The following is an 18,155-nucleotide window of genomic DNA, read 5'->3' as shown; positions in this document are numbered from 1 at the left end:
ACGCTCTAGAAGCATTGATTGATTTTAGAACCTTATGTATAATCGAGATAGATACAAATTGAAAATGATTATCATTAACAGGAGTGCTGAATGATGAATTTAACTACCGTGAGTATTGGCGACAAAGTAAAAGTTAAAAACATTGAATTTTTAGATAGATCATTAGAACGCCGCCTTCTTTCTTTTGGAGTAAAAAAAGGCTGCGAACTATGCATGAAGCAAAAAACCATCTTAGGAGGACCTTGTATTATTGAATGTCAAGGTCAAATGATTAGCATCCGAAAACGCGATGCGGCCAAAATTGAGGTTGAGACAGCATGAGTACAATTGCACTTTTAGGAAATCCAAACACAGGAAAAACTTCTTTATTCAATATATTAACAGATTCCTATGAATACGTAGGAAACTGGAGCGGTGTAACCGTTGAAAAGAAAGTTGGATCTATTAAAAAGCAAAACAGCCAGCTGGTTGATTTGCCGGGTGTGTATGACTTTACTCCTCTTTCTTCAGATGAAGCAGTGGTAACTAACTTTTTGTTAACCGGAGAATTTAACAGTATGCTGAATATTGTAGACGCTTCTCAGTTTGAAAGAAGCATGCATCTCACTATTCAAGCATTGGAATATGGAAAGCCATTAGTAATCGGCTTAAATATGATTGATGTAGCGGAAAAACGCGGATTGACTTTTAATTTGGAGAAGCTTAGCAAATCATTACATATTCCGGTTTCAGCGATTATTGCCCGTAATGGAAAAGGAATTAATGAGCTGCTCTCTACTTTGAAGCAAGATTTAAAAGCCCCTTCATTTCAATTAAATTATGGGGAAACCGCTGAACAAGCAATTCATATGATTCAAACAAAAGCGGACGTCAGCAGATGGATTGCCATTCAATTCTTAGCGGAAAATAGCGTAATCGAATCAACATTAAAAGAAAAAGCGAGTTACTCAGAGCTGCTTGAGCTGCGAAAAGCAGCTGCACAAAAAATAAACAAGCCGCTTAGCGAGCATTTCTTCGACGTGCGTACAGCATTTATTGAACGCATTTCGAGCGAGTGTATCATAAAGGGCAGCGAAACACCTTTAACCTTCACGGATCGAATCGATCGAATTGTGACGCATAAGTGGCTTGGTCTCCCTATTTTTCTTGGCTTAATGTATTTGATTTTTAATATTACGTTTACGTGGATTGGCGTTCCGCTTTCTGATAAACTGGACGGCTTCTTTGGCGGAACGCTTAGTGAAGGCGCTGATTCTCTTTTAAATGCAGCTGGTGCTGCTCCATTTATTCACGATTTAATTGTGGATGGCATTATTGCAGGAGTAGGCGGCGTACTAGTATTTGTACCACAAATTTTTGTCCTGTTCTTTTTCATTTCACTGCTTGAAGATTCAGGATACATGGCTAGAATTGCTGTAGTAATGGATCGTATAATGGAATTTTTCGGTTTGAACGGAAAAGCATTTATTCCGATGATTATTAGCTTTGGATGTAACGTACCGGGGATTATGGCCGCGCGTACAATTGAACAGCGAAAAGAGCGCCTTATGACCATTTTAGTCAATCCATTTATGAGCTGCTCAGCACGTCTTCCTGTATACGCTTTGTTTGTAGGTGCGTTTTTTGTGCAAAACGGAGCAGCTGTGGTGTTTTCTATGTACTTGCTTGGCATTATTTTAGCACTTGTTGTAACGAAAATTTTATCAGTAACGCTTCTTAAAGACGAACAATCAACTTTTATTGTTGAACTTCCTCCTTACCGCGTACCTCAAGCCAAGACTCTTTGGAGAAGCACGTGGGAAAAAGGTCGAAATTTCGTCCGAAAAGCAGGTACGGTTATTTTAGCTGGCTCTGTATTTATCTGGCTATCATCTTACGCTGGCCCTGGCGGTTTTGGAGTAGATATGGAAAATAGCTTTATGGCTATTATTGGAGGTGCTATCGCTCCTCTATTTATCCCTTTAGGTTTTGCGACATGGCAAGCTGTAGCATCACTGATTACAGGCTTCCTAGCGAAAGAAGTGGTTGTTTCAACTATGAGCATCATTTATAAAGTACAAGAAGGACAGCTTGGCGACACAATGAAGACATTCTTTACACCGCTAACAGCCTATACGTTTATGGTGTTTGTTCTTCTTTACGTTCCGTGTCTAGCAACCGTCGCTGTTATTCGACGAGAAACCGGCTCATTAAAATGGACAGCATTTGCTGTGGCCTACCCTTTGGTTGTCGCTTATCTCGTAGCTTTGCTTGTACACACTATTGGAAAAGTACTTGGTTTTTCTTAAAAGGAGTGAATAACATTGATTATTAACATTTTAATTGGGGTTTTGATTTTTGGGTATGCCCTTTATCATATGACAAAATTCTTCCGCAAGAGTACTCAGGGAAAATGTGCAAGCTGCGCACAGCAATCTTCTTGTGCAACGGATGATTGCGGTATTGACTGGGATAAAACGATTCAAGAGGCTCAAAATCAATCATCTTAATACATTAAAAAAGCATCCTGATAGACGGGATGCTTTTTTAATGTTACGCAACTAGTTTTAAAATGAGATGAGAAAGGACTTCCTTTTCCTCTTCACTGCTGACTTTCCATAACTCATGAAGGACTTTTTCTTCTCGGTTTCGAGGCTCCTCATTTTTGGCTAAATAGCTAGCCACTTTTTTTGTAGCAGCTGCTAATTGTTCCTCATTTAACCCGAGCTTTTTACCGACATGAACTTTTTGAGTTAAATAATCAGTAAACGTATCAAAATTCTGCAAAATTGCTTCTTTTTTCTCCGTCCCTAAATTATCTACCGTTTCTTCAATTTTATTCATGTCTTTTGTAGTTCCTTCATTCATTTGACTCACAGTTAACATCTCCTTCTTAGTGAATAGACTGATATGTTCTTTCACGCTCAGATTCTGGTTTTTCGTCCGGCGTCATCTTTTCCTTACTTATTTCAGAAGTTGCATCTTTCACTTTTTCACCAATTTGCTGTAAATCACTTTTAGCATCTTCTACCGTTGATTTTGCATCATGCGTAACGCTTTTCACATCTTCTGCTTGCTTAAAGAAATCTTCATTTACACGCTCGTACAAATGTTTGGCATCATTAATTGCATCTTTTAAAAGATTCGATGCATTTTTCATTTGCTGCACCATTTTTTCTTTTGTTTCTTGAGGGTTCTCTTTTACTTGATTAATCATGTTTGCAGAAGAGTCCTTTAATGTAACGGCTCTTCTTTTAACAGATGAGCGAGTTTTATTATCAAGTAATGTTATACATCCACCTACAACTGCCCCGACAACAACACCTTTTACTAGCTTGCTGCTGTAGCTTTTCCCCGTGGTGCTAACAGCAGCAGTGCTATTAGCTGTCTGTGGATTGTTATTAATTCCTACATCGTTGTTGATGCCTGCGCTGTTGCTTAAAGCAGGGTTTTGTAATTCAGATCGGTTTCTTTCCATTTTTACTGCCTCCTTTAGCATCGTTATTGAGTGATTTCCCATCTTTTTTTATATTTAAACAATTGAATTCATTAAAAATAAAAAACATGACTAAAGGCCACCTTTTATATCTCACTAGTCAAGAATAACTATATAGTAAAAAAAGCTAAATTTTTTAATGGAAAGATACAAGCCGGATTTTTGTAAAAGGATTGTCAGCACCGGTATAATAAGAAGTACTGTAAAAGAAATTTTATACTATTGGTCATAGGGGTGAAACAATTGAGCCAGCTTAATAAGGAATTTAACTGTGAAAAAGAATTAACGCTTGCTATTATCGGCGGAAAATGGAAGATGCTGATACTATGGCACTTAGGACGTGAAGGAACAAAACGGTTCGGGGAACTAAAATCGCTTATTCCTGATATTACGCCGCGCATGCTGGTTAACCAGCTGCGGGAACTGGAAGAAGATCTAATTGTTAACCGTAAAGTTTATCCTGTCGTACCACCTAAAGTCGAATACTCACTTACAAAAGAAGGAGAAAGTTTAATGCCTATTTTGACAGCCATGTACGATTGGGGTAAAAATTACCGTGATACAGTGCTGGTCAATCAAGAACAAAAGGCAGAAACGTTAATTAAATGATGGAAACGAATCCTTCTATTCCATAGTTTTTATTTTTTTATGCGGATGATATTACTCAATATCATCCGCATTTTTAATGAAAATTAAGCGGTTACAAGACTGATATGTCCATTAGTATACTTCTGTATACTATCATTCCCCACACTATTTGTGGGAAAAGTGCGTACTTTTAAGAACCTCAAACTGCGGGTACAATAACTACACCAGCTGCTTTTTATGTAAAAAGGCACAAAAGGTATCTATAGATTTCTGTAAGGAGTGGAGTAGAATGGAATTACAATTAGCATTAGATCTTGTTAATATTTCTCAAGCAAAAGAGGTAGTAAAAGAAGTTGAAGAACATATTGATATCGTGGAAATCGGTACACCTGTTGTAATCAATGAAGGGCTTCGCGCCGTTAAAGAAATTAAAGAAGCATTTCCTAATTTAAAAGTATTAGCTGACCTAAAAATCATGGATGCAGCTGGTTATGAAGTACAGCAAGCTTCTCAAGCTGGAGCAGACATCATTACCATCTTAGGTGTGGCTGAAGATATGTCAATTAAAGGTGCAGTTGAAGAAGCGAAAAAACAAGGTAAAAAAATTCTAGTCGATATGATTGGTGTAAAAGATATTAAAGGACGCGCAAAAGAGCTAGACGAATTTGGCGTTGACTATATCTGCGTACACACAGGATACGATCTTCAAGCAGTTGGTCAAAACTCTTTTGAAGATTTAGTAACAATCAAAAGCGTTGTAAAAAATGCAAAAACAGCCGTTGCTGGCGGCATTAAATTAGAATCTTTACCTGAAGTAGTAAAAGCACAGCCTGATCTTGTTATCGTTGGCGGAGGCATCACGAGCCAAGATGATAAAAAATCAGTTGCTTCTCAAATGAAAGAGCTTATTACAAATTAAGGAGCTTTCTATGCAGACGAGCGAACATTTAAAAACGGTTATGAATGAGCTTTTACAAACAACAGCTCTAATCGCTGACGATGAAGCTGAACAGCTTGTAAATGGCATCATCTCATCTAAAAAAGTGTTTGTCACAGGAGCAGGCCGTTCAGGTCTTATGGGCAAGTCGTTTGCTATGCGTATGATGCATATGGGCATTGATGCTTATGTCATTGGAGAAACCGTGACGTCCACTTTCACGCAGGATGATTTATTAATCATCGGATCAGGTTCTGGCGAAACGAAGAGCTTGATTCCTATTGCTCAAAAAGCAAAAGAACTTGGAGGAAAAGTTGGAGTAGTCACGATTTCCCCCGATTCCACGCTTGGCAAGCTGGCTGACTTCATCGTGAAGCTGCCCGGCGCTCCGAAGGATCAAGAACAAAGCAGTTATCAAACCGTACAGCCTATGGCGTCACTGTTTGAACAAACGCTTCTTCTTTTTTACGATGCGCTGATTCTTCGCTTCATGGAGAAGAAAGAACTTGATACTCATACGATGTACGGAAAGCATGCAAATTTAGAGTAGAAAAAGGTCTTGCCTAGGCAAGACCTTTTTTGTTTTGGAACTTTCTATATAACCAAATATTCACTTATCAGATAACTAAATGTACTTTATCATTATTTATTTTTTCAAAAGCCCTATTCGAATTTTGCTGCATCTCCATAAAACGGCTGCTCTGCAACTTTAATCGAGTCTGTTGGACACCCTTCGTACGCTTCCATCATCTCATCTTGCTGATGCTCAGGAACTTCTTTTGTTCCTTCGTTGTTATCTAATACGGCATAAGCAAGACCTTCTGAATCATAATCATAAAGATCTGGCGCACTCCCTCCACATGCTCCGCAAGCAATACATGTTTCCTTCTCTACTATCGTAAAAGCCATAAAAAAACCTCCTTGACCTTTTCACTTTCTCTTTCAGAAAGTTACGTTCAGTATAAGGAGGTTTTTTTAAATTCGTCTTAAATTATTTACTGAGATTCCCCAATATTCTCAAACATCTCATCTACATTTGGCTTTTTCTTAATTAACCCTGACTCTTTTAACCAGTTAACATTTGATTGCCATGATTCTTTCGTTTGACTGCCGAATCCTTGTTCAGACTTCATTTTTGGAAGTAAGATATTCAAACTTTTTGTTTCCACATCTTTTTCAAGCGGGAAGTTTGATTTATCTTGATTATCTAACAAAATTTGAAGTGATTCTTTTGGATGTTTCTCCGTGTATTCATACCCTTTTGTCGCGGCACGCCAAAACGCTTTAATCGTATCAGAATCTTTTGCCCACGTTTGATCCCCTGTAACGGCCACTAGCTCGTAATAAGATGGCACGCCGTAATCTGACGGATCAATGTCAACCGTTTTGTATCCTTTTTTGTGAAGCAATGGTACTTCGTGGTTAATATACGCACCTATTACAGCATCTACTTTTTTGCTAATCAGCGATGAATTTAACTCAAACCCTACGTCTACTAGTTTTACTTTATTCGGATCTCCTCCATCACTTTTCACCATTTTCTTTAGAACAGATTCACTTAATGGTGTTCCGCTGTATCCTACTACTTTTCCTTCTAAATCTTTAGGACGCTTAATACCGCTATCTTTCAATGCCACAACCCGGTTTAGCGGAGATCTTACAATCGCTCCTACCGACTTTACCGGCACATCTTCATTTGCTCGTGCCATTGCTACATCAGGCTGATAGTAAAGGCCGAGCGTGACTTTCCCTGCAGCTGCTAAATTAAGCGAGTCTGTTGGATTAGCAGGAAATTGTACTTTTACATTCAGCCCTTCTTTTTTGAAATATCCTTTTTCTTGTGCAGCGTAAATGAAGCTGTGCACTGCATTTGGATACCAATCAAGCATAATTGTAACGTCTTTTAATTTTTTACTGTCACCAGCTTTATTTTCCTTGTCCTGACCGCAAGCAGCGAGCATCAAAACAAGCAGCAGGCTTAAGCTAATCGCAAACCATTTTTTCATTCTGTTTTCCTCCACTTTAATGAACGTTTTTCGAAACCTACTACAATAATAAAAAATAAAATACCGAGCGCGGATAAAATCACAATTGGTGCAAATACACCAGCTGCATCAAACTGTGTCATCATGCGACGACTGAAATATCCTAAGCCTGCTTGCGCACCCAACCATTCCCCAATGGCAGCACCTATTATACTAAAGGTAACCGCTACTTTGAGTCCCGAATAAAAATGAGGCAGTGCAGAAGGAATGTTCAACTTAAAGAAAATATCTTTTTTTGTTGCTCCCATCGTTAACATGAGTTCTTTTAACTCTTTGTTTGTAGAACGAAGCCCGTCAAATGTGCTAACGGTAATGGGAAAAAACGTAATTAATACGGTCACAATCACTTTGCTCCAAATGGAGTAGCCAAACCACAGCACAAATACAGGAGCAATGGCAATGGTCGGAATCATTTGTGACGCAATAATAAGCGGATAAAAAGCACGCTCAATAAGCGGACTCCAATTCATCCACACAGCCAGCAGAACCCCTAGCACAACGGATATTACAAGCCCAATTACGACAATAGATAACGTAGCTGGTAAATGCTTAAACAATAAATCCATTCGCAGCTCCCAAAGCTTCGTTAAAATACCGCTGGGCGTTGGTAAAATAAACGGATAGTTTACAATGCGTGCTCCAATTTCCCAAGCAGCCAGCAAAATGACTACTAAAATCACTGAAGCCCCGTATTTTTTCATGTGTTCACCTTCGATCTTAGCTGTTCAATTAAATAATCTTTCACATCAAGCACTCGCTGTTGATTCAGATCTTTTTGCGTTCGAGGTCTGCTAAGCGGCACTTGAATTTCTTCAAGACAACTTACTGGCTTGTCTGAAAAGATAAAAATGCGATCTGATAAAAAAAGCGCTTCATTGACGTCATGAGTGATAAATAAGATGCTATGCTTACGCTTTTGCCATTGGTCAAGCAGCCATTCCTGCATCGATAAACGTGTGATTGCATCAAGTGCACTAAAAGGCTCATCTAAAAGCAGCACGTTAGAACCGCTTAATACCGTCCGAAGAAAAGAAACGCGCTGCTTCATCCCTCCGGATAAATCACTTGGAAAACGGTTTTCATACCCTTTTAGGCCAAACTCTTCAAGCAGCTGAGACACTTGCTTATGAGCACTTGCTTTTGATACATTGTGAAGCTCAAGAGGCAGTGCTGCATTGTCTAGAATCGTACGCCACGGAAGCAGCAAATCTTGCTGCGGCATATAGCCTACTTTTCCTAGTCGCTTTTCATAAGACTTTCCGTTAATCACGATATCGCCTTCACTCTGCTGTTCAAGACCTGTAATGAGACGAAACAACGTACTTTTCCCAGAGCCGCTCGCTCCAACGATACTGACAAACTCGCCTTCTTTCACGTCTAAGTTTAATGATTTTAAAATCGCTTGATCACCGTTCTTGTACGTAAAACTGACGTTTTGAAAAGATAACACAGACCTATTCATGAATTGGCCACATCGCTTCGTTATAAGCCATATCCCAGAACATATACTCAAAACGCGTCGTATTCAAGAAAATTTCTTCAAGCTTTTCTAATTCCACTTCTGATTTATCTTCAGTAAGTGAGTCAAATAAATTGATACACCATGTCGCCAGTTCTCCAAATTCTTCTGAGCTGTACATTTCAATCCACTCACGGTAAAACTCATTGTTAGCTCCAGGCTTTTCACTAAGTTCTTTTCCTATTTCCCAGTAGCTCCACATACAAGGCAAAAGAGCGGCTACTAATTCAGCTAATGTTCCACTTTGACCAACGTGCAGCATATAGTGCGTGTATGCAAGCGTTGTAGGAGATGGCTGCGCTTTTTCTAATTCTTTTTCGCTGATTTCAAATTTCTTGGCATACTCACGGTGCAGACTCATTTCTTCGTTTAATGTAGAATCTAAAAGGGCTGCAAATTTCCCCATCGTTTGAAGATCGGTAGCTTTCATGGCTCCAATCGCAAATAATTTGGCATAATCAATTAGGTAAAGGTAATCTTGAATCATGTAGAAGCGAAACTTCTCCTTTTCAAGCGTTCCATCTCCCATCCCCTGTACGAAGGGATGATTATGATTTTGACGCCAAATAGGCTGCAGCTTTTCGTATAATCGTTCACTAAATTTCATGATGATCACTCCTTATGCGTATGCAGCCACGTATAAATGAACTGCACTATCACTTTTGTATATTGAACAAGCTGATTAATATCTAATTGTTCGTTCACAGCATGTGCATTTGCTAAATTTCCCGGACCGTAAATAGCGGCGGGAATTCCCGCATCAGCTAGCCATCCCCCGTCTGTTACGCTAGTTGACACATCAATTGGAGGCTTTTTCCCTTCCATTTGTTCATGAGTATTTGCAAGCAGCTGCACTCCTGCATGATTTTCATCAATTTCTAATGACGGAAAGATTTCTCCTCTGTCTTCAATCATTGATGTGCCTCCCCATTCAAAGGTTGGCAGATTATCTTTTAACCATGGATCTGCTTTTGCAATAGCTATAATATATTCTTCCACTTCTTTTGATACTTGGTCGTACGATTCATTAGGATAATAGTGAACGGTGATCCACAGCCTGCATTCATCCGCAATAAAAGCAGCATGTCTTCCGCCTTCGATTACTGCTGGATTAATCGTATTTGTCCCTGGCAAAAATCCTGGATAGCTCTTTGTAACAGCCCAGTGACGCTCCAATTCTTGTAGCCCTCCGATCACTTTTGCCATCTTTTCAATAGCGCTTGCGGCTAACAGCCCTCCTCCAGCATGAATCATACTTCGGCGTGTACCGTCATGATAGGTTTTACTGCTTTTTATCGTAATCCATCCCGTGATCACTCCGCCTTGACCTTGAATATGTAAATCACTTGTATCGACTACAAGCGCAAAATCAGCTGTATACCCTTTCTGACAGCATTGCAGCGTACCTGCCTCTCCTACTTCTTCTCCTACAACGGATTCAAAAATCAAGTCTCCTGGCAGCTCGATTCCTGTTTCTGTTAAAAGCTGAACTGCAAATAATGCTCCCGCCAAACCGCCTTTCATATCAGCAACTCCGCGTCCAATTATCATATTGTCTTTCACAACAGCTTCAAACGGATTGGTTTCCCAATTTTCATTTTCTTGTACCTCAGCAACATCCATATGGCCGTTAATAATCAAGCTTTGATAGTCAGCCGATTTTTGTCCTTTTAACGTTCCCACTACGATAGGGTCGTTAGAATATAAGTCCCACATATCAATGGAAAAACCGCAGTTTTTAAGAAAATCCGCTACGTACAGCTGCGCTTCATGAGAATTTCGTGCAGGAGGCGCTGGCGTTTTATACGAAACAAGCGTTGTTAATAACTGGATTAACTCTCCTTTGCGCTCCTCTACCTGTTTGACAAGCAAATCAATTGTTTCTTTCATGTATGACACCTTCCTTTACGCATAAAAAAACACTTCTTTCGCAGGAAAGAAGTGTTTTTGTTTATGTACACAAAATTATTATAACGAGTTCGTAAGGAAATCCCATACAAAACATCCATTACAATACCTCTTTCCTACGCTAGTATTACCTAGTTCAGGTTATAAGGGTTAAGACTTATCGTCTCTCTCAGCTTCGAAAGCACCCCTAGTGGTGTTGTATCTCTATGAAATTAATCTATTATCATATGTTTACCTGTAATAGTTTTATCATAGTAAAGCGTTTTATTCAATAGAAAGGTTCATGATATGGTAATGAAAATAGTTTCCTTTTTAGTAGTAAAAGAAAAAGCACACACCTTTTTCATGCAGTGTGTGCTCTTTGTTTTTGTGACATTACTAGTTAGCTATTGGCTTCTTTAAAAATACGCCATAACTAATAGCACCAATTAAAAGCAGTCCTGCTCCTAACAGGAAAACCGCCGTAAAAGTTCCCGTTGCATCTAATATAAACCCTGTTACGATAGGAGCCATTGCCGCTCCTAGAAATCCACCGAAGTTCTGAATAGCGCCGAGTGAAGCAACTTGTTCCTTTGGTGCAATATCCGCCGCTAGAGTCCAAATGACGCCTGATGGCAGCTGTGACGCGAAGTAGCCAATCGACAATAAGACAATACTTAAGGCTGCATTATCAATAAAAGGAACGGGTGCTACCGATGCTGCGGCTAAGATTGCCCCGCCTACAATTGGTATTTTTCTTGCCGTTACTGCATTAATTCCTTTTCGAATAAATCTATCTGAAATTACACCACCAAGCAACACTCCTATGATTCCTGCTAGAAACGGAATAGCAGCAATCCAGCCCGTTTGTTTTAGGCTAAAACCGCGCTCTGTTTCTAAGTAGCTAGGAAGCCAAGTTAAATAAACCCATATCGTAAACATAATTCCGAAATTCCCGATAATCATAAACCATGTGCTTTTATATTTAAACAGCTGTGACCATTTTGCTTGTGAGGTATGACTGATTTTTATTTCTTCTTTAGGGACAGCTTTCACTTTATTGGCAACATAATCCGGATCTCGGTATATCTTTAGCCAAACAAACATCACAATAAAGCCTGCTGCTCCTATAACAACAAACATTCCTCTCCAACTCATTGTTAAAAGCAGTACCGTTAGAAGTGGCGGAGCAATCGCATTAGCAATTTGAGACCCTGTATTAATAATCGAAGTAGGAAGGCCGCGCTCTTCTTTTTTAAACCATCTTTCCGTCACTTTAATTCCTGAAGTAAAAAAAGGAGACTCCGATACACCAAGAAGCATTCTCATGGCATAAAGAGCAGAATACGTGTTAGTAAATGCACTTGCTACCGTTGCCACAGACCATAGGCCTGATGCCCATGCAAACATTTTTTTCGGCCCGTATTTGTCAACCAGCCAGCCTGCTGGTAGATTTGCTAAGGCATATGGCCAGAGAAAAGCTGAAAGCAAAAGACCCATTTGTGTAGAAGACAGCCCAAACTCTTTGGCAATCGTGGTATTAGCGATGCTTAAATTAGAGCGGTCTAAATAGTTAACAACTGCTCCAATTAGCAATACAATAATAAGCCACCAGCGTATATTCGTCTTTTTTACATCTTGCTTTACAGGACCTAAATCTTTGTTAACGCTTTCATTTAATTTAGATGTAACCGCCATAGAATATCCCTCCATAACCTTAATCGTTATAGTGAATGAGCTGTTTGCTTATTATTAAACAGCCCTGTTCACTAGAAATGCATGAGTTTATTCAGAACATGAACCAATTATTAAACACTGCTCTTTGGACGAATACTATTTAGTTTATCATCTAATTCTTTGACTTCTTCTTCTGTTAAATCTATTTGAGGAGATCTCATGCCACCAACATCAATGCCTCTCAATTTTAATGCTTCTTTAAAATAAGACATGTTGCTTCCGTTTAAAAGAGCTTCACAATATTGAATAGCAACTTTTTGCATCTTTCTCGCTTTTTCTAAATCATTCGCTTTAAAGGCATTATAAGTCTCTACAAAAGGCTCGGGATAAACGCCCGATACACCGGAGACAACTCCTTCACATCCCATAGCCAGAGCTGCTAAAAATAAACGATCGGTTCCGGGAAGAACAGAAAAGTTTCCATCGTTAATATTTAAATAATCATTTACGCGTAAATAGTCAGGGTAGCTATATTTAATACCAATTACATTCTTGCATGAATCTGCCACTTTTTGAGCTACCTCTGCCGTTAAATCATTGCTTGAACACTGAGGAATATTATATAAATATACGGGAAAATCATTCGGGACACTGTTTGCTACTTTTATAAAATACCACGCCTGTTGATTATCTAATTTATTCCAATAAAACCAAATAAAAAAGAGAGATTCTCATGTAAAATGTAAGTTACCACACCAACATTTACGAAAAGAGGAATCTCTCATGAATAAGAATACCACGTCTCCACATCTCATTCAAAACTTTCTTTCTGAAGCTGAACTTCAAGCGATTCTAGCCGAGTTTGGTTTTGTTGACACAGCCCGAAAATGTACCGTGTCAACGCTTATTTCTTATTTAATTGGTGCAGCGACAAACGAATGGAAAAGCTTACGTCACGCAGCCGATGTTGGGCCAAGTGTTGGACTCGTTTCCATTGACCATTCTTCGCTTTCCAAGCACATGAAGGCTCTTAATTACGCCATTATGAAACGTATTTTTGAAGTCATTGTCGGGAAGCTCAACCGAGCTACTCGTCGCACCCTCAAGATGAAAAAAATACCGATGGCAGTGGATTCGACAACGGTAACAGTCGGGAAGACACGCCTACCATGGGCAGTTTATCACGGCGAACGCGCGGGCATTAAACTGCATGTTAGCTTCACCAACGAAACTGCGATGCCTCTTCAAGTTGTCGAAACAACCGGATTAAAACATGACGGACCCGTTGGTACATGCCTTGAGGATAAACGCTTTATCTTCATAGGCGACCGTGCCTATTTTTCCATTGAAAAAGTCGATCGCTACGTGACAGAGAAAGAAAAACAACATTTTGTCATTCGCTTAAAAGAGAATATCCAGTTAAATCGCAAAAAAGCGCTGAAAGGTACACGTAAAAAGGATTCGAATGTGACCGGCGATTTTACGTGTATCCTTGGTACCCCACAAAAACAGACAAAGACACGCCAGCGTGTCGTGCAATTTACCGATCATGACGGTAAGGAGATACGCGTTGTGACAAGCTTGATGAACGTCACGGCAGAAGAAATTGCCGACATGTATAAAGCACGCTGGGCCATTGAATCGTTCTTTCGCTGGATCAAACAAAACTTAAATGTACCGATTTTATTCGGTACAACACCAAACGCCGTGTTCAATCAGTTGTTCACCGCACTCATCGCCTACGTTTTACTAAAGTTTTTACATATACAAGGTAGCAAGAAAAACACACGAAAACCCTTATCATTTGCAGGGTTCACACGTCTGTTTCTTTGCGCTACCCTGCCTTTAGAATGGCGAATAGCCATCTATGAAACACTTGAATTCTATCAAAAACTATACGAAGGAGTTTCTGGATGATTTTGGTTAATCAACACGTGTGATAAAATACGTTTCTAGTTCGTTATCGTTTGCTCCAAAGAACATAGGCGTAACTACTCCGATACCGTCGGCGCCAATTTCATAGGCATGTTTTGCAAGCTCAATTGTATCTTCTTCATTCATAGCTCCTACATGTATGAATACGGTTACACGATTAGCCGCTTGTTTCACTACTGTTTCTGCAACTTGCTTTCTTTCTTTGACAGATAGACGAAGCATCTCGCCCGTTGTACCAAGCGGATACAAGCAGTGCACTCCTTTTGAAATTAAAAACTCTGTTAAATTTACTACTTTCTCTAAATCTACTTCACCCGTTTTAGTAAACGGTGTAACCATTGCTGTTGTAACTCCGTATAAATGTTTCATTTCCTTCTCCCCTTTGTTAGTAGTGAATTACTCTATATTTAGTAAAACGTTTTAGTACAACGTTTTACTAATAAAAAATAAAAAGCTTGCTCTTATATTTTTGTAAATCGGTCTCTTTTTAAAGAGACCTCATGAATGGCATTGCTTTTTATTTGATTCTCGTTGTATTACGATGAATAATTTCCAAATCAAATATCTGTTGGTCCACATCCCCATATGGATCAGAAATTGTTTTAACTAAAAGCTCTCCTGCACAATAGGCCATTTTTTCTACCGGCAAATTGACAGTCGAAAGTTTTGGGTTAGTAAATTTAGAGAACTCTTGGTTATCAAATCCCATCACTTCACAATCAGCTGGCACAGAGATGCCGTAGTCATTAAGAGCAGAAAGAGCTCCTAATGCAACATGATCACTCAAACAAATCACAGCGGTTGGAACTTTTCCTTGTTCAATAAGTTGTTTGATGCTGTCATACCCACCTTGTTCTGTATATGAACAGTAATGGTGACAATACGTAACATCAGTCTGTTCAATTCTATCTGTTACGCCTTTTACTCCTGCTTCTAAAGCCTGTGAAGACACGTCTGGAACTAAAATACTGATATGTTGATGATTATTACGAATAAAATGATCTGCTACCGCTTGGCCCGCTTCATAATTTTTGGATTGTATAACAGAGTATATAGATGATACACGATTAAATAAAACAATCGGAACACCAGGTTTAGATCGGTGAATATAAGCCTCATCAGCTGCCGTTGTATTCGCAATAATCGCTCCGTTAAAATATGAAGATGTTTGAAGACCTTTTACAGAGGAAATACCTTCTTCATTTTGAAACGTTTCGACTAATAATTTAATAGTAGGGCCGCTTTTTAATGAAGCTATGTAGTTTTGAATACCTGTAAGAATGCGTCCCACTAACGATACGCGCGTATCAATTGGCCAAATAAGAGCAATTGTTAGCTGCGCTGATTTGTCTTGTCCCCGCAAGTTACGCGCAGACATATTGGGGATATAGCCTAATTTTTTTGAAGCTGCAATTACACGCAGTTTAGTAGCTTCAGAAATTCTGCTTGCTCCCGGTTTGTTGTTTAAAATGAGGGAGGCAGTCGTAATTGAAACATCTGCTGCTTTTGCAATATCTTTAATTGTAACCAGATGACCATCTCCATTTTTAGTTTAACGTTTTACTAAACTCAGTATAACGCTTTCATTTTAGTTTGACAATTCTTTTTTCTTCCGCTTAAATAAAAAAATGGATTCGATGATGAATCCATTTTTCCTTTTAGACATTGATAAGCTTAAGTTTTTGTCCCGGTCTCACTAATGAAAGCAGCTCATGATCTTCTTCTATTACATACCCAATCACATTCACATTAGCATTTGCAGACAAATTCCTTTTAGCTATTTGAACCTCTCCTCTGTAACGTCCGTAGCCATCATTGTCCATTGTAATTGCTCCGATTCTGCGTTCTACTGTATGAAATGGCAGCACTGGTTTTACAGATCGTGTATCAACCAAACGCAGAACGTCTCTTGATACATCCGGACGCACGCTGTACGTTCCCTGTATATGAGGTGAACGAATGCGTAGCGGAATAATGCGGTTTTCTTGATATTGAACTAAACGTTTTAATAAATTTGAACTGGCGTATGGATCTCCAATATAAACCTCCGTTACTCCGCATCCGTATAAATCTACTGCAGAGGTAAAAGGACATTTATTACGGTCTTTTTCTCTAGTAGGAAGTCCTTGATAAATAGGTCCTCTCTTTTCGCCTTCTCCAGGAATATAAGCACAAACTGGAATACGAAGTTCATTAAATAAATCTGTTTGCTGTTGAAAAAACGTTTCTTCAAGCCCTGTTTCAGGCCGCGGATAAAAATTATGCCAAGCAAGCAGCTGATGATGATGAAGGCCTGCAGATAATAGCGCTTCTATTTCTAGTTTTGACACTGTACTTGCATTAAGGGCAATATAAAACTCATCCGCAAGTAAAATCGTTTCTTCTACGCTAAAGCCATCGTCTAGTCTAATACCTGATACGCCAAGTGAAGATAGAGTCATAAGGCTTTCGATACCTAAATGAACCGGTGTATGCTTAGATACATCTGCATACACGCTTATTCCACAATCTCTAGCCACATGAAGCAATTCTTTTGCCCGTTCAGCCAAATCTCCTTTTTCCTCTGGAATGTGAAGTGAAGTGAATGCGCGTGTAACGCCGCATTCACTCGCTTCTACTAATCTTTGTTTGGCATCTCTATCGTTCAAATAAAATGAAATGCCAATCATTCAAACTCCCTCGCCATTTCATCGTTAAATCCAAAGAAATAGGTACAAATAAAGCCTGCTGCGTAAGCAATAACTAATCCAAGTAAATAAAGAAGAATTTGATGCGCATGAACTAAAAACGTAAGCGGCAAACCCGATACTCCCACTGCTACAGTTGCAATATGGAAGTGCGCCTGAAACGCTCCGCCGATTCCAGCTCCAAGACAAGCGGTTAAAAATGGACGCCCTAAAGGAAGTGTGACTCCAAAAATAAGCGGCTCTCCGATTCCCAGCAGCCCTGAAGGAAGTGCGCCTCCAATTGCTCGCTTTAAGCGTTTTTTCTTTGTTTTGATATAAATAGCAAAAGCTGCACCAACCTGACCGGCTCCGCCCATTGCTAGTATAGGAAGAAGCGGATCATCTCCAATCGAATTAATAAGCTCTAAATGGACCGGAGTAAGACCTTGATGCAGTCCTGTAATAACGAGCGGCAAAAACGTTGCCCCTAAAACAAAGCCTGCTACAACTCCTCCAACCTCTAAAACTCCTAAAAGACCTTTTGTGATTCCATCTGAAATGAAGCCGCCGATTGGCATGAATACCACATACGTAATAATTCCTGTAATTAACACCGTAACGGTTGGTGTAATAATAATATCCAGTGACTGTGGGACAAATTTACGTACTCGTTTTTCTAACACGGCCATAAAGATTGCTGCAAGCAGCACTCCTATTAAGCCCCCACGCCCCGGCAAAAGTGCTTCACCAAAAAGTTTAATATCAGCTACGGCAGGATTAATGACTAAAATGCCCGCTAAGCCTCCTAGAGCTGGCGAACCACCAAATTCTTTTGCTGCATTAATACCTACTAAAATACCCAGATAGGCAAATAAACCGCTTCCGATAACGGTTAAAAGAATAGCAATCTGTGAATCTGCCGGAAGCCACTTCGCCTGCACAGCTGCTTTTGTCACTCCGGTAATAAGTCCAGATGCTACAAGAGCAGGTATCAACGGAATAAAAATACTTGCAATTCGGCGAAGCAACAGCTTAAACGGAGTTGCATTTTTTTCTTTCAGCTCCGATTTCCGCTGTGCTGCACGATCTTCTAAGTTAATACCGCCGGATTCATCAATTAACTTTCCAAATTCTTCTGTTACTTTGTTCACTTTGCCCGGCCCAATAATGATTTGCAGCGTTTCTTCTTCCACTAATCCGAGCACGCCTTCAAGTTTTCGTATATCTGCCTTTTTAACAATTGAATCATCTTTTATAGTCACACGCAGCCGCGTCATACAATGCGTATACGCTTCAATATTAGATGCTCCCCCAAGCATCTCCAAAACAGCCTTTGCTAATTGATGATTATCTAAAGACATGTTAATCCCCCTTTGTATTTTCCTCTTAGATGGATACGCCACTGAGGAAACAGACCACAAAATCC

21 protein-coding genes, 1 pseudogene and 1 riboswitch are annotated in these 18,155 nt (G+C 39.5%); of the genes and pseudogenes, 7 read left to right on the top strand and 15 right to left on the bottom strand.

Features of this window, described 5'->3' with window-relative positions; all coding sequences use genetic code 11:
- The first annotated feature begins 90 nt into the window (after positions 1 to 90).
- Genes NST66_RS03130 through NST66_RS03120 form a run of 3 tightly spaced genes read left to right on the top strand, consistent with a single transcriptional unit; the run spans position 91 to position 2,489 of the window.
- Complete coding sequence (locus NST66_RS03130) at positions 91 to 321, top strand: FeoA family protein (protein WP_013055605.1); 231 nt, start codon at positions 91 to 93, stop codon at positions 319 to 321.
- Positions 318 to 2,288 carry a ferrous iron transport protein B gene (gene feoB, locus NST66_RS03125; RefSeq protein ID WP_033578156.1) on the top strand — a complete coding sequence of 657 codons (1,971 nt, stop codon included), beginning with the start codon at positions 318 to 320 and terminating at the stop codon, positions 2,286 to 2,288. Before NST66_RS03130 ends, feoB begins: the two co-directional genes overlap by 4 nt.
- Before the next feature lie 15 nt (positions 2,289 to 2,303).
- A complete protein-coding gene (locus NST66_RS03120) occupies positions 2,304 to 2,489 on the top strand; it encodes a FeoB-associated Cys-rich membrane protein (RefSeq protein ID WP_013081918.1) in 186 nt (61 codons plus the stop codon).
- 43 nt (positions 2,490 to 2,532) lie between these two features.
- Here the strand turns inward: NST66_RS03120 and NST66_RS03115 are convergent, their stop codons facing one another.
- Complete coding sequence (locus tag NST66_RS03115) at positions 2,533 to 2,856, bottom strand: DUF3243 domain-containing protein (RefSeq protein ID WP_013081917.1); 324 nt, start codon at positions 2,854 to 2,856, stop codon at positions 2,533 to 2,535.
- Positions 2,857 to 2,872: 16 nt separating this feature from the next.
- Positions 2,873 to 3,457 (bottom strand): hypothetical protein, encoded by a 585-nt coding sequence (locus tag NST66_RS03110; protein WP_033578155.1) that lies wholly within the window; start codon positions 3,455 to 3,457, stop codon positions 2,873 to 2,875.
- A gap of 261 nt (positions 3,458 to 3,718) precedes the next feature.
- Between NST66_RS03110 and NST66_RS03105 the strand changes: the two genes are divergently transcribed.
- From NST66_RS03105 to hxlB, 3 genes are all read left to right on the top strand, one after another.
- Positions 3,719 to 4,084 carry a winged helix-turn-helix transcriptional regulator gene (locus NST66_RS03105; protein WP_028412158.1) on the top strand — a complete coding sequence of 122 codons (366 nt, stop codon included), beginning with the start codon at positions 3,719 to 3,721 and terminating at the stop codon, positions 4,082 to 4,084.
- Between the two features lie 268 nt (positions 4,085 to 4,352).
- Entirely contained in the window at positions 4,353 to 4,982 is a 630-nt protein-coding gene (hxlA, locus tag NST66_RS03100; RefSeq protein WP_013055599.1) for a 3-hexulose-6-phosphate synthase, read from the top strand.
- A gap of 10 nt (positions 4,983 to 4,992) precedes the next feature.
- On the top strand, positions 4,993 to 5,550 hold the full coding sequence (gene hxlB / locus NST66_RS03095) for a 6-phospho-3-hexuloisomerase (protein WP_013055598.1): 558 nt from the start codon (positions 4,993 to 4,995) through the stop codon (positions 5,548 to 5,550).
- 113 nt (positions 5,551 to 5,663) lie between these two features.
- Here hxlB and NST66_RS03090 read toward each other — a convergent pair whose 3' ends face one another.
- The 8 genes from NST66_RS03090 to NST66_RS03055 all read right to left on the bottom strand — a co-directional run bounded on the left by NST66_RS03090 (position 5,664) and on the right by NST66_RS03055 (position 12,844).
- Positions 5,664 to 5,909 (bottom strand): ferredoxin, encoded by a 246-nt coding sequence (locus NST66_RS03090; protein WP_028412157.1) that lies wholly within the window; start codon positions 5,907 to 5,909, stop codon positions 5,664 to 5,666.
- Between the two features lie 86 nt (positions 5,910 to 5,995).
- Entirely contained in the window at positions 5,996 to 7,006 is a 1,011-nt protein-coding gene (locus NST66_RS03085; RefSeq protein WP_033578153.1) for an ABC transporter substrate-binding protein, read from the bottom strand.
- Positions 7,003 to 7,746: an ABC transporter permease gene (locus tag NST66_RS03080; protein ID WP_028412155.1), complete on the bottom strand. Its 744-nt coding sequence runs from the start codon at positions 7,744 to 7,746 to the stop codon at positions 7,003 to 7,005. The genes NST66_RS03085 and NST66_RS03080 overlap by 4 nt, the downstream gene beginning before the upstream one ends.
- Positions 7,743 to 8,507 (bottom strand): ABC transporter ATP-binding protein, encoded by a 765-nt coding sequence (locus tag NST66_RS03075; RefSeq protein WP_028412154.1) that lies wholly within the window; start codon positions 8,505 to 8,507, stop codon positions 7,743 to 7,745. The genes NST66_RS03080 and NST66_RS03075 overlap by 4 nt, the downstream gene beginning before the upstream one ends.
- Positions 8,500 to 9,171 carry a thiaminase II gene (gene tenA, locus NST66_RS03070; protein ID WP_028412153.1) on the bottom strand — a complete coding sequence of 224 codons (672 nt, stop codon included), beginning with the start codon at positions 9,169 to 9,171 and terminating at the stop codon, positions 8,500 to 8,502. The genes NST66_RS03075 and tenA overlap by 8 nt, the downstream gene beginning before the upstream one ends.
- A gap of 5 nt (positions 9,172 to 9,176) precedes the next feature.
- The gene (locus NST66_RS03065; RefSeq protein ID WP_034269620.1) at positions 9,177 to 10,454 is read right to left on the bottom strand and encodes an acetylornithine deacetylase; all 1,278 of its coding nucleotides are present in this window, start codon (positions 10,452 to 10,454) and stop codon (positions 9,177 to 9,179) included.
- Positions 10,455 to 10,568: 114 nt separating this feature from the next.
- Positions 10,569 to 10,671, bottom strand: a riboswitch (TPP riboswitch).
- A 179-nt stretch (positions 10,672 to 10,850) separates the two neighbouring features.
- Entirely contained in the window at positions 10,851 to 12,149 is a 1,299-nt protein-coding gene (locus NST66_RS03060; RefSeq protein ID WP_028412151.1) for an MFS transporter, read from the bottom strand.
- A gap of 110 nt (positions 12,150 to 12,259) precedes the next feature.
- Positions 12,260 to 12,844 (bottom strand): dihydrodipicolinate synthase family protein, encoded by a 585-nt coding sequence (locus NST66_RS03055; RefSeq protein ID WP_340843752.1) that lies wholly within the window; start codon positions 12,842 to 12,844, stop codon positions 12,260 to 12,262.
- Between the two features lie 67 nt (positions 12,845 to 12,911).
- Here NST66_RS03055 and NST66_RS03050 point away from each other — a divergent pair, with 67 nt between their 5' ends.
- A complete protein-coding gene (locus NST66_RS03050) occupies positions 12,912 to 14,045 on the top strand; it encodes an IS4 family transposase (RefSeq protein WP_263046296.1) in 1,134 nt (377 codons plus the stop codon).
- A gap of 6 nt (positions 14,046 to 14,051) precedes the next feature.
- Here NST66_RS03050 and NST66_RS03045 read toward each other — a convergent pair whose 3' ends face one another.
- The 5 genes and pseudogenes from NST66_RS03045 to NST66_RS03030 form a co-directional block, all read right to left on the bottom strand.
- Positions 14,052 to 14,432 (bottom strand): dihydrodipicolinate synthase family protein, encoded by a 381-nt coding sequence (locus tag NST66_RS03045; RefSeq protein ID WP_340843055.1) that lies wholly within the window; start codon positions 14,430 to 14,432, stop codon positions 14,052 to 14,054.
- 148 nt (positions 14,433 to 14,580) lie between these two features.
- Positions 14,581 to 15,441, bottom strand: a complete 861-nt coding sequence (locus tag NST66_RS03040; RefSeq protein ID WP_028412149.1) for a LacI family DNA-binding transcriptional regulator — start codon at positions 15,439 to 15,441, stop codon at positions 14,581 to 14,583.
- 12 nt (positions 15,442 to 15,453) lie between these two features.
- Positions 15,454 to 15,576: pseudogene (locus tag NST66_RS29260) on the bottom strand (LacI family DNA-binding transcriptional regulator); the annotation flags it as partial.
- Positions 15,577 to 15,721: 145 nt separating this feature from the next.
- Complete coding sequence (locus NST66_RS03035) at positions 15,722 to 16,732, bottom strand: MupG family TIM beta-alpha barrel fold protein (protein ID WP_049163020.1); 1,011 nt, start codon at positions 16,730 to 16,732, stop codon at positions 15,722 to 15,724.
- Positions 16,729 to 18,090 carry a PTS transporter subunit EIIC gene (locus NST66_RS03030; protein ID WP_033578151.1) on the bottom strand — a complete coding sequence of 454 codons (1,362 nt, stop codon included), beginning with the start codon at positions 18,088 to 18,090 and terminating at the stop codon, positions 16,729 to 16,731. The genes NST66_RS03035 and NST66_RS03030 overlap by 4 nt, the downstream gene beginning before the upstream one ends.
- Positions 18,091 to 18,155: the final 65 nt, after the last annotated feature.

The organism is Priestia sp. FSL W8-0524, from assembly GCF_038005965.1.
Taxonomy (GTDB): Bacteria; Bacillota; Bacilli; order Bacillales; family Bacillaceae_H; genus Priestia; species Priestia zanthoxyli.
This window is presented reverse-complemented; position numbering and strand designations above follow the sequence as displayed.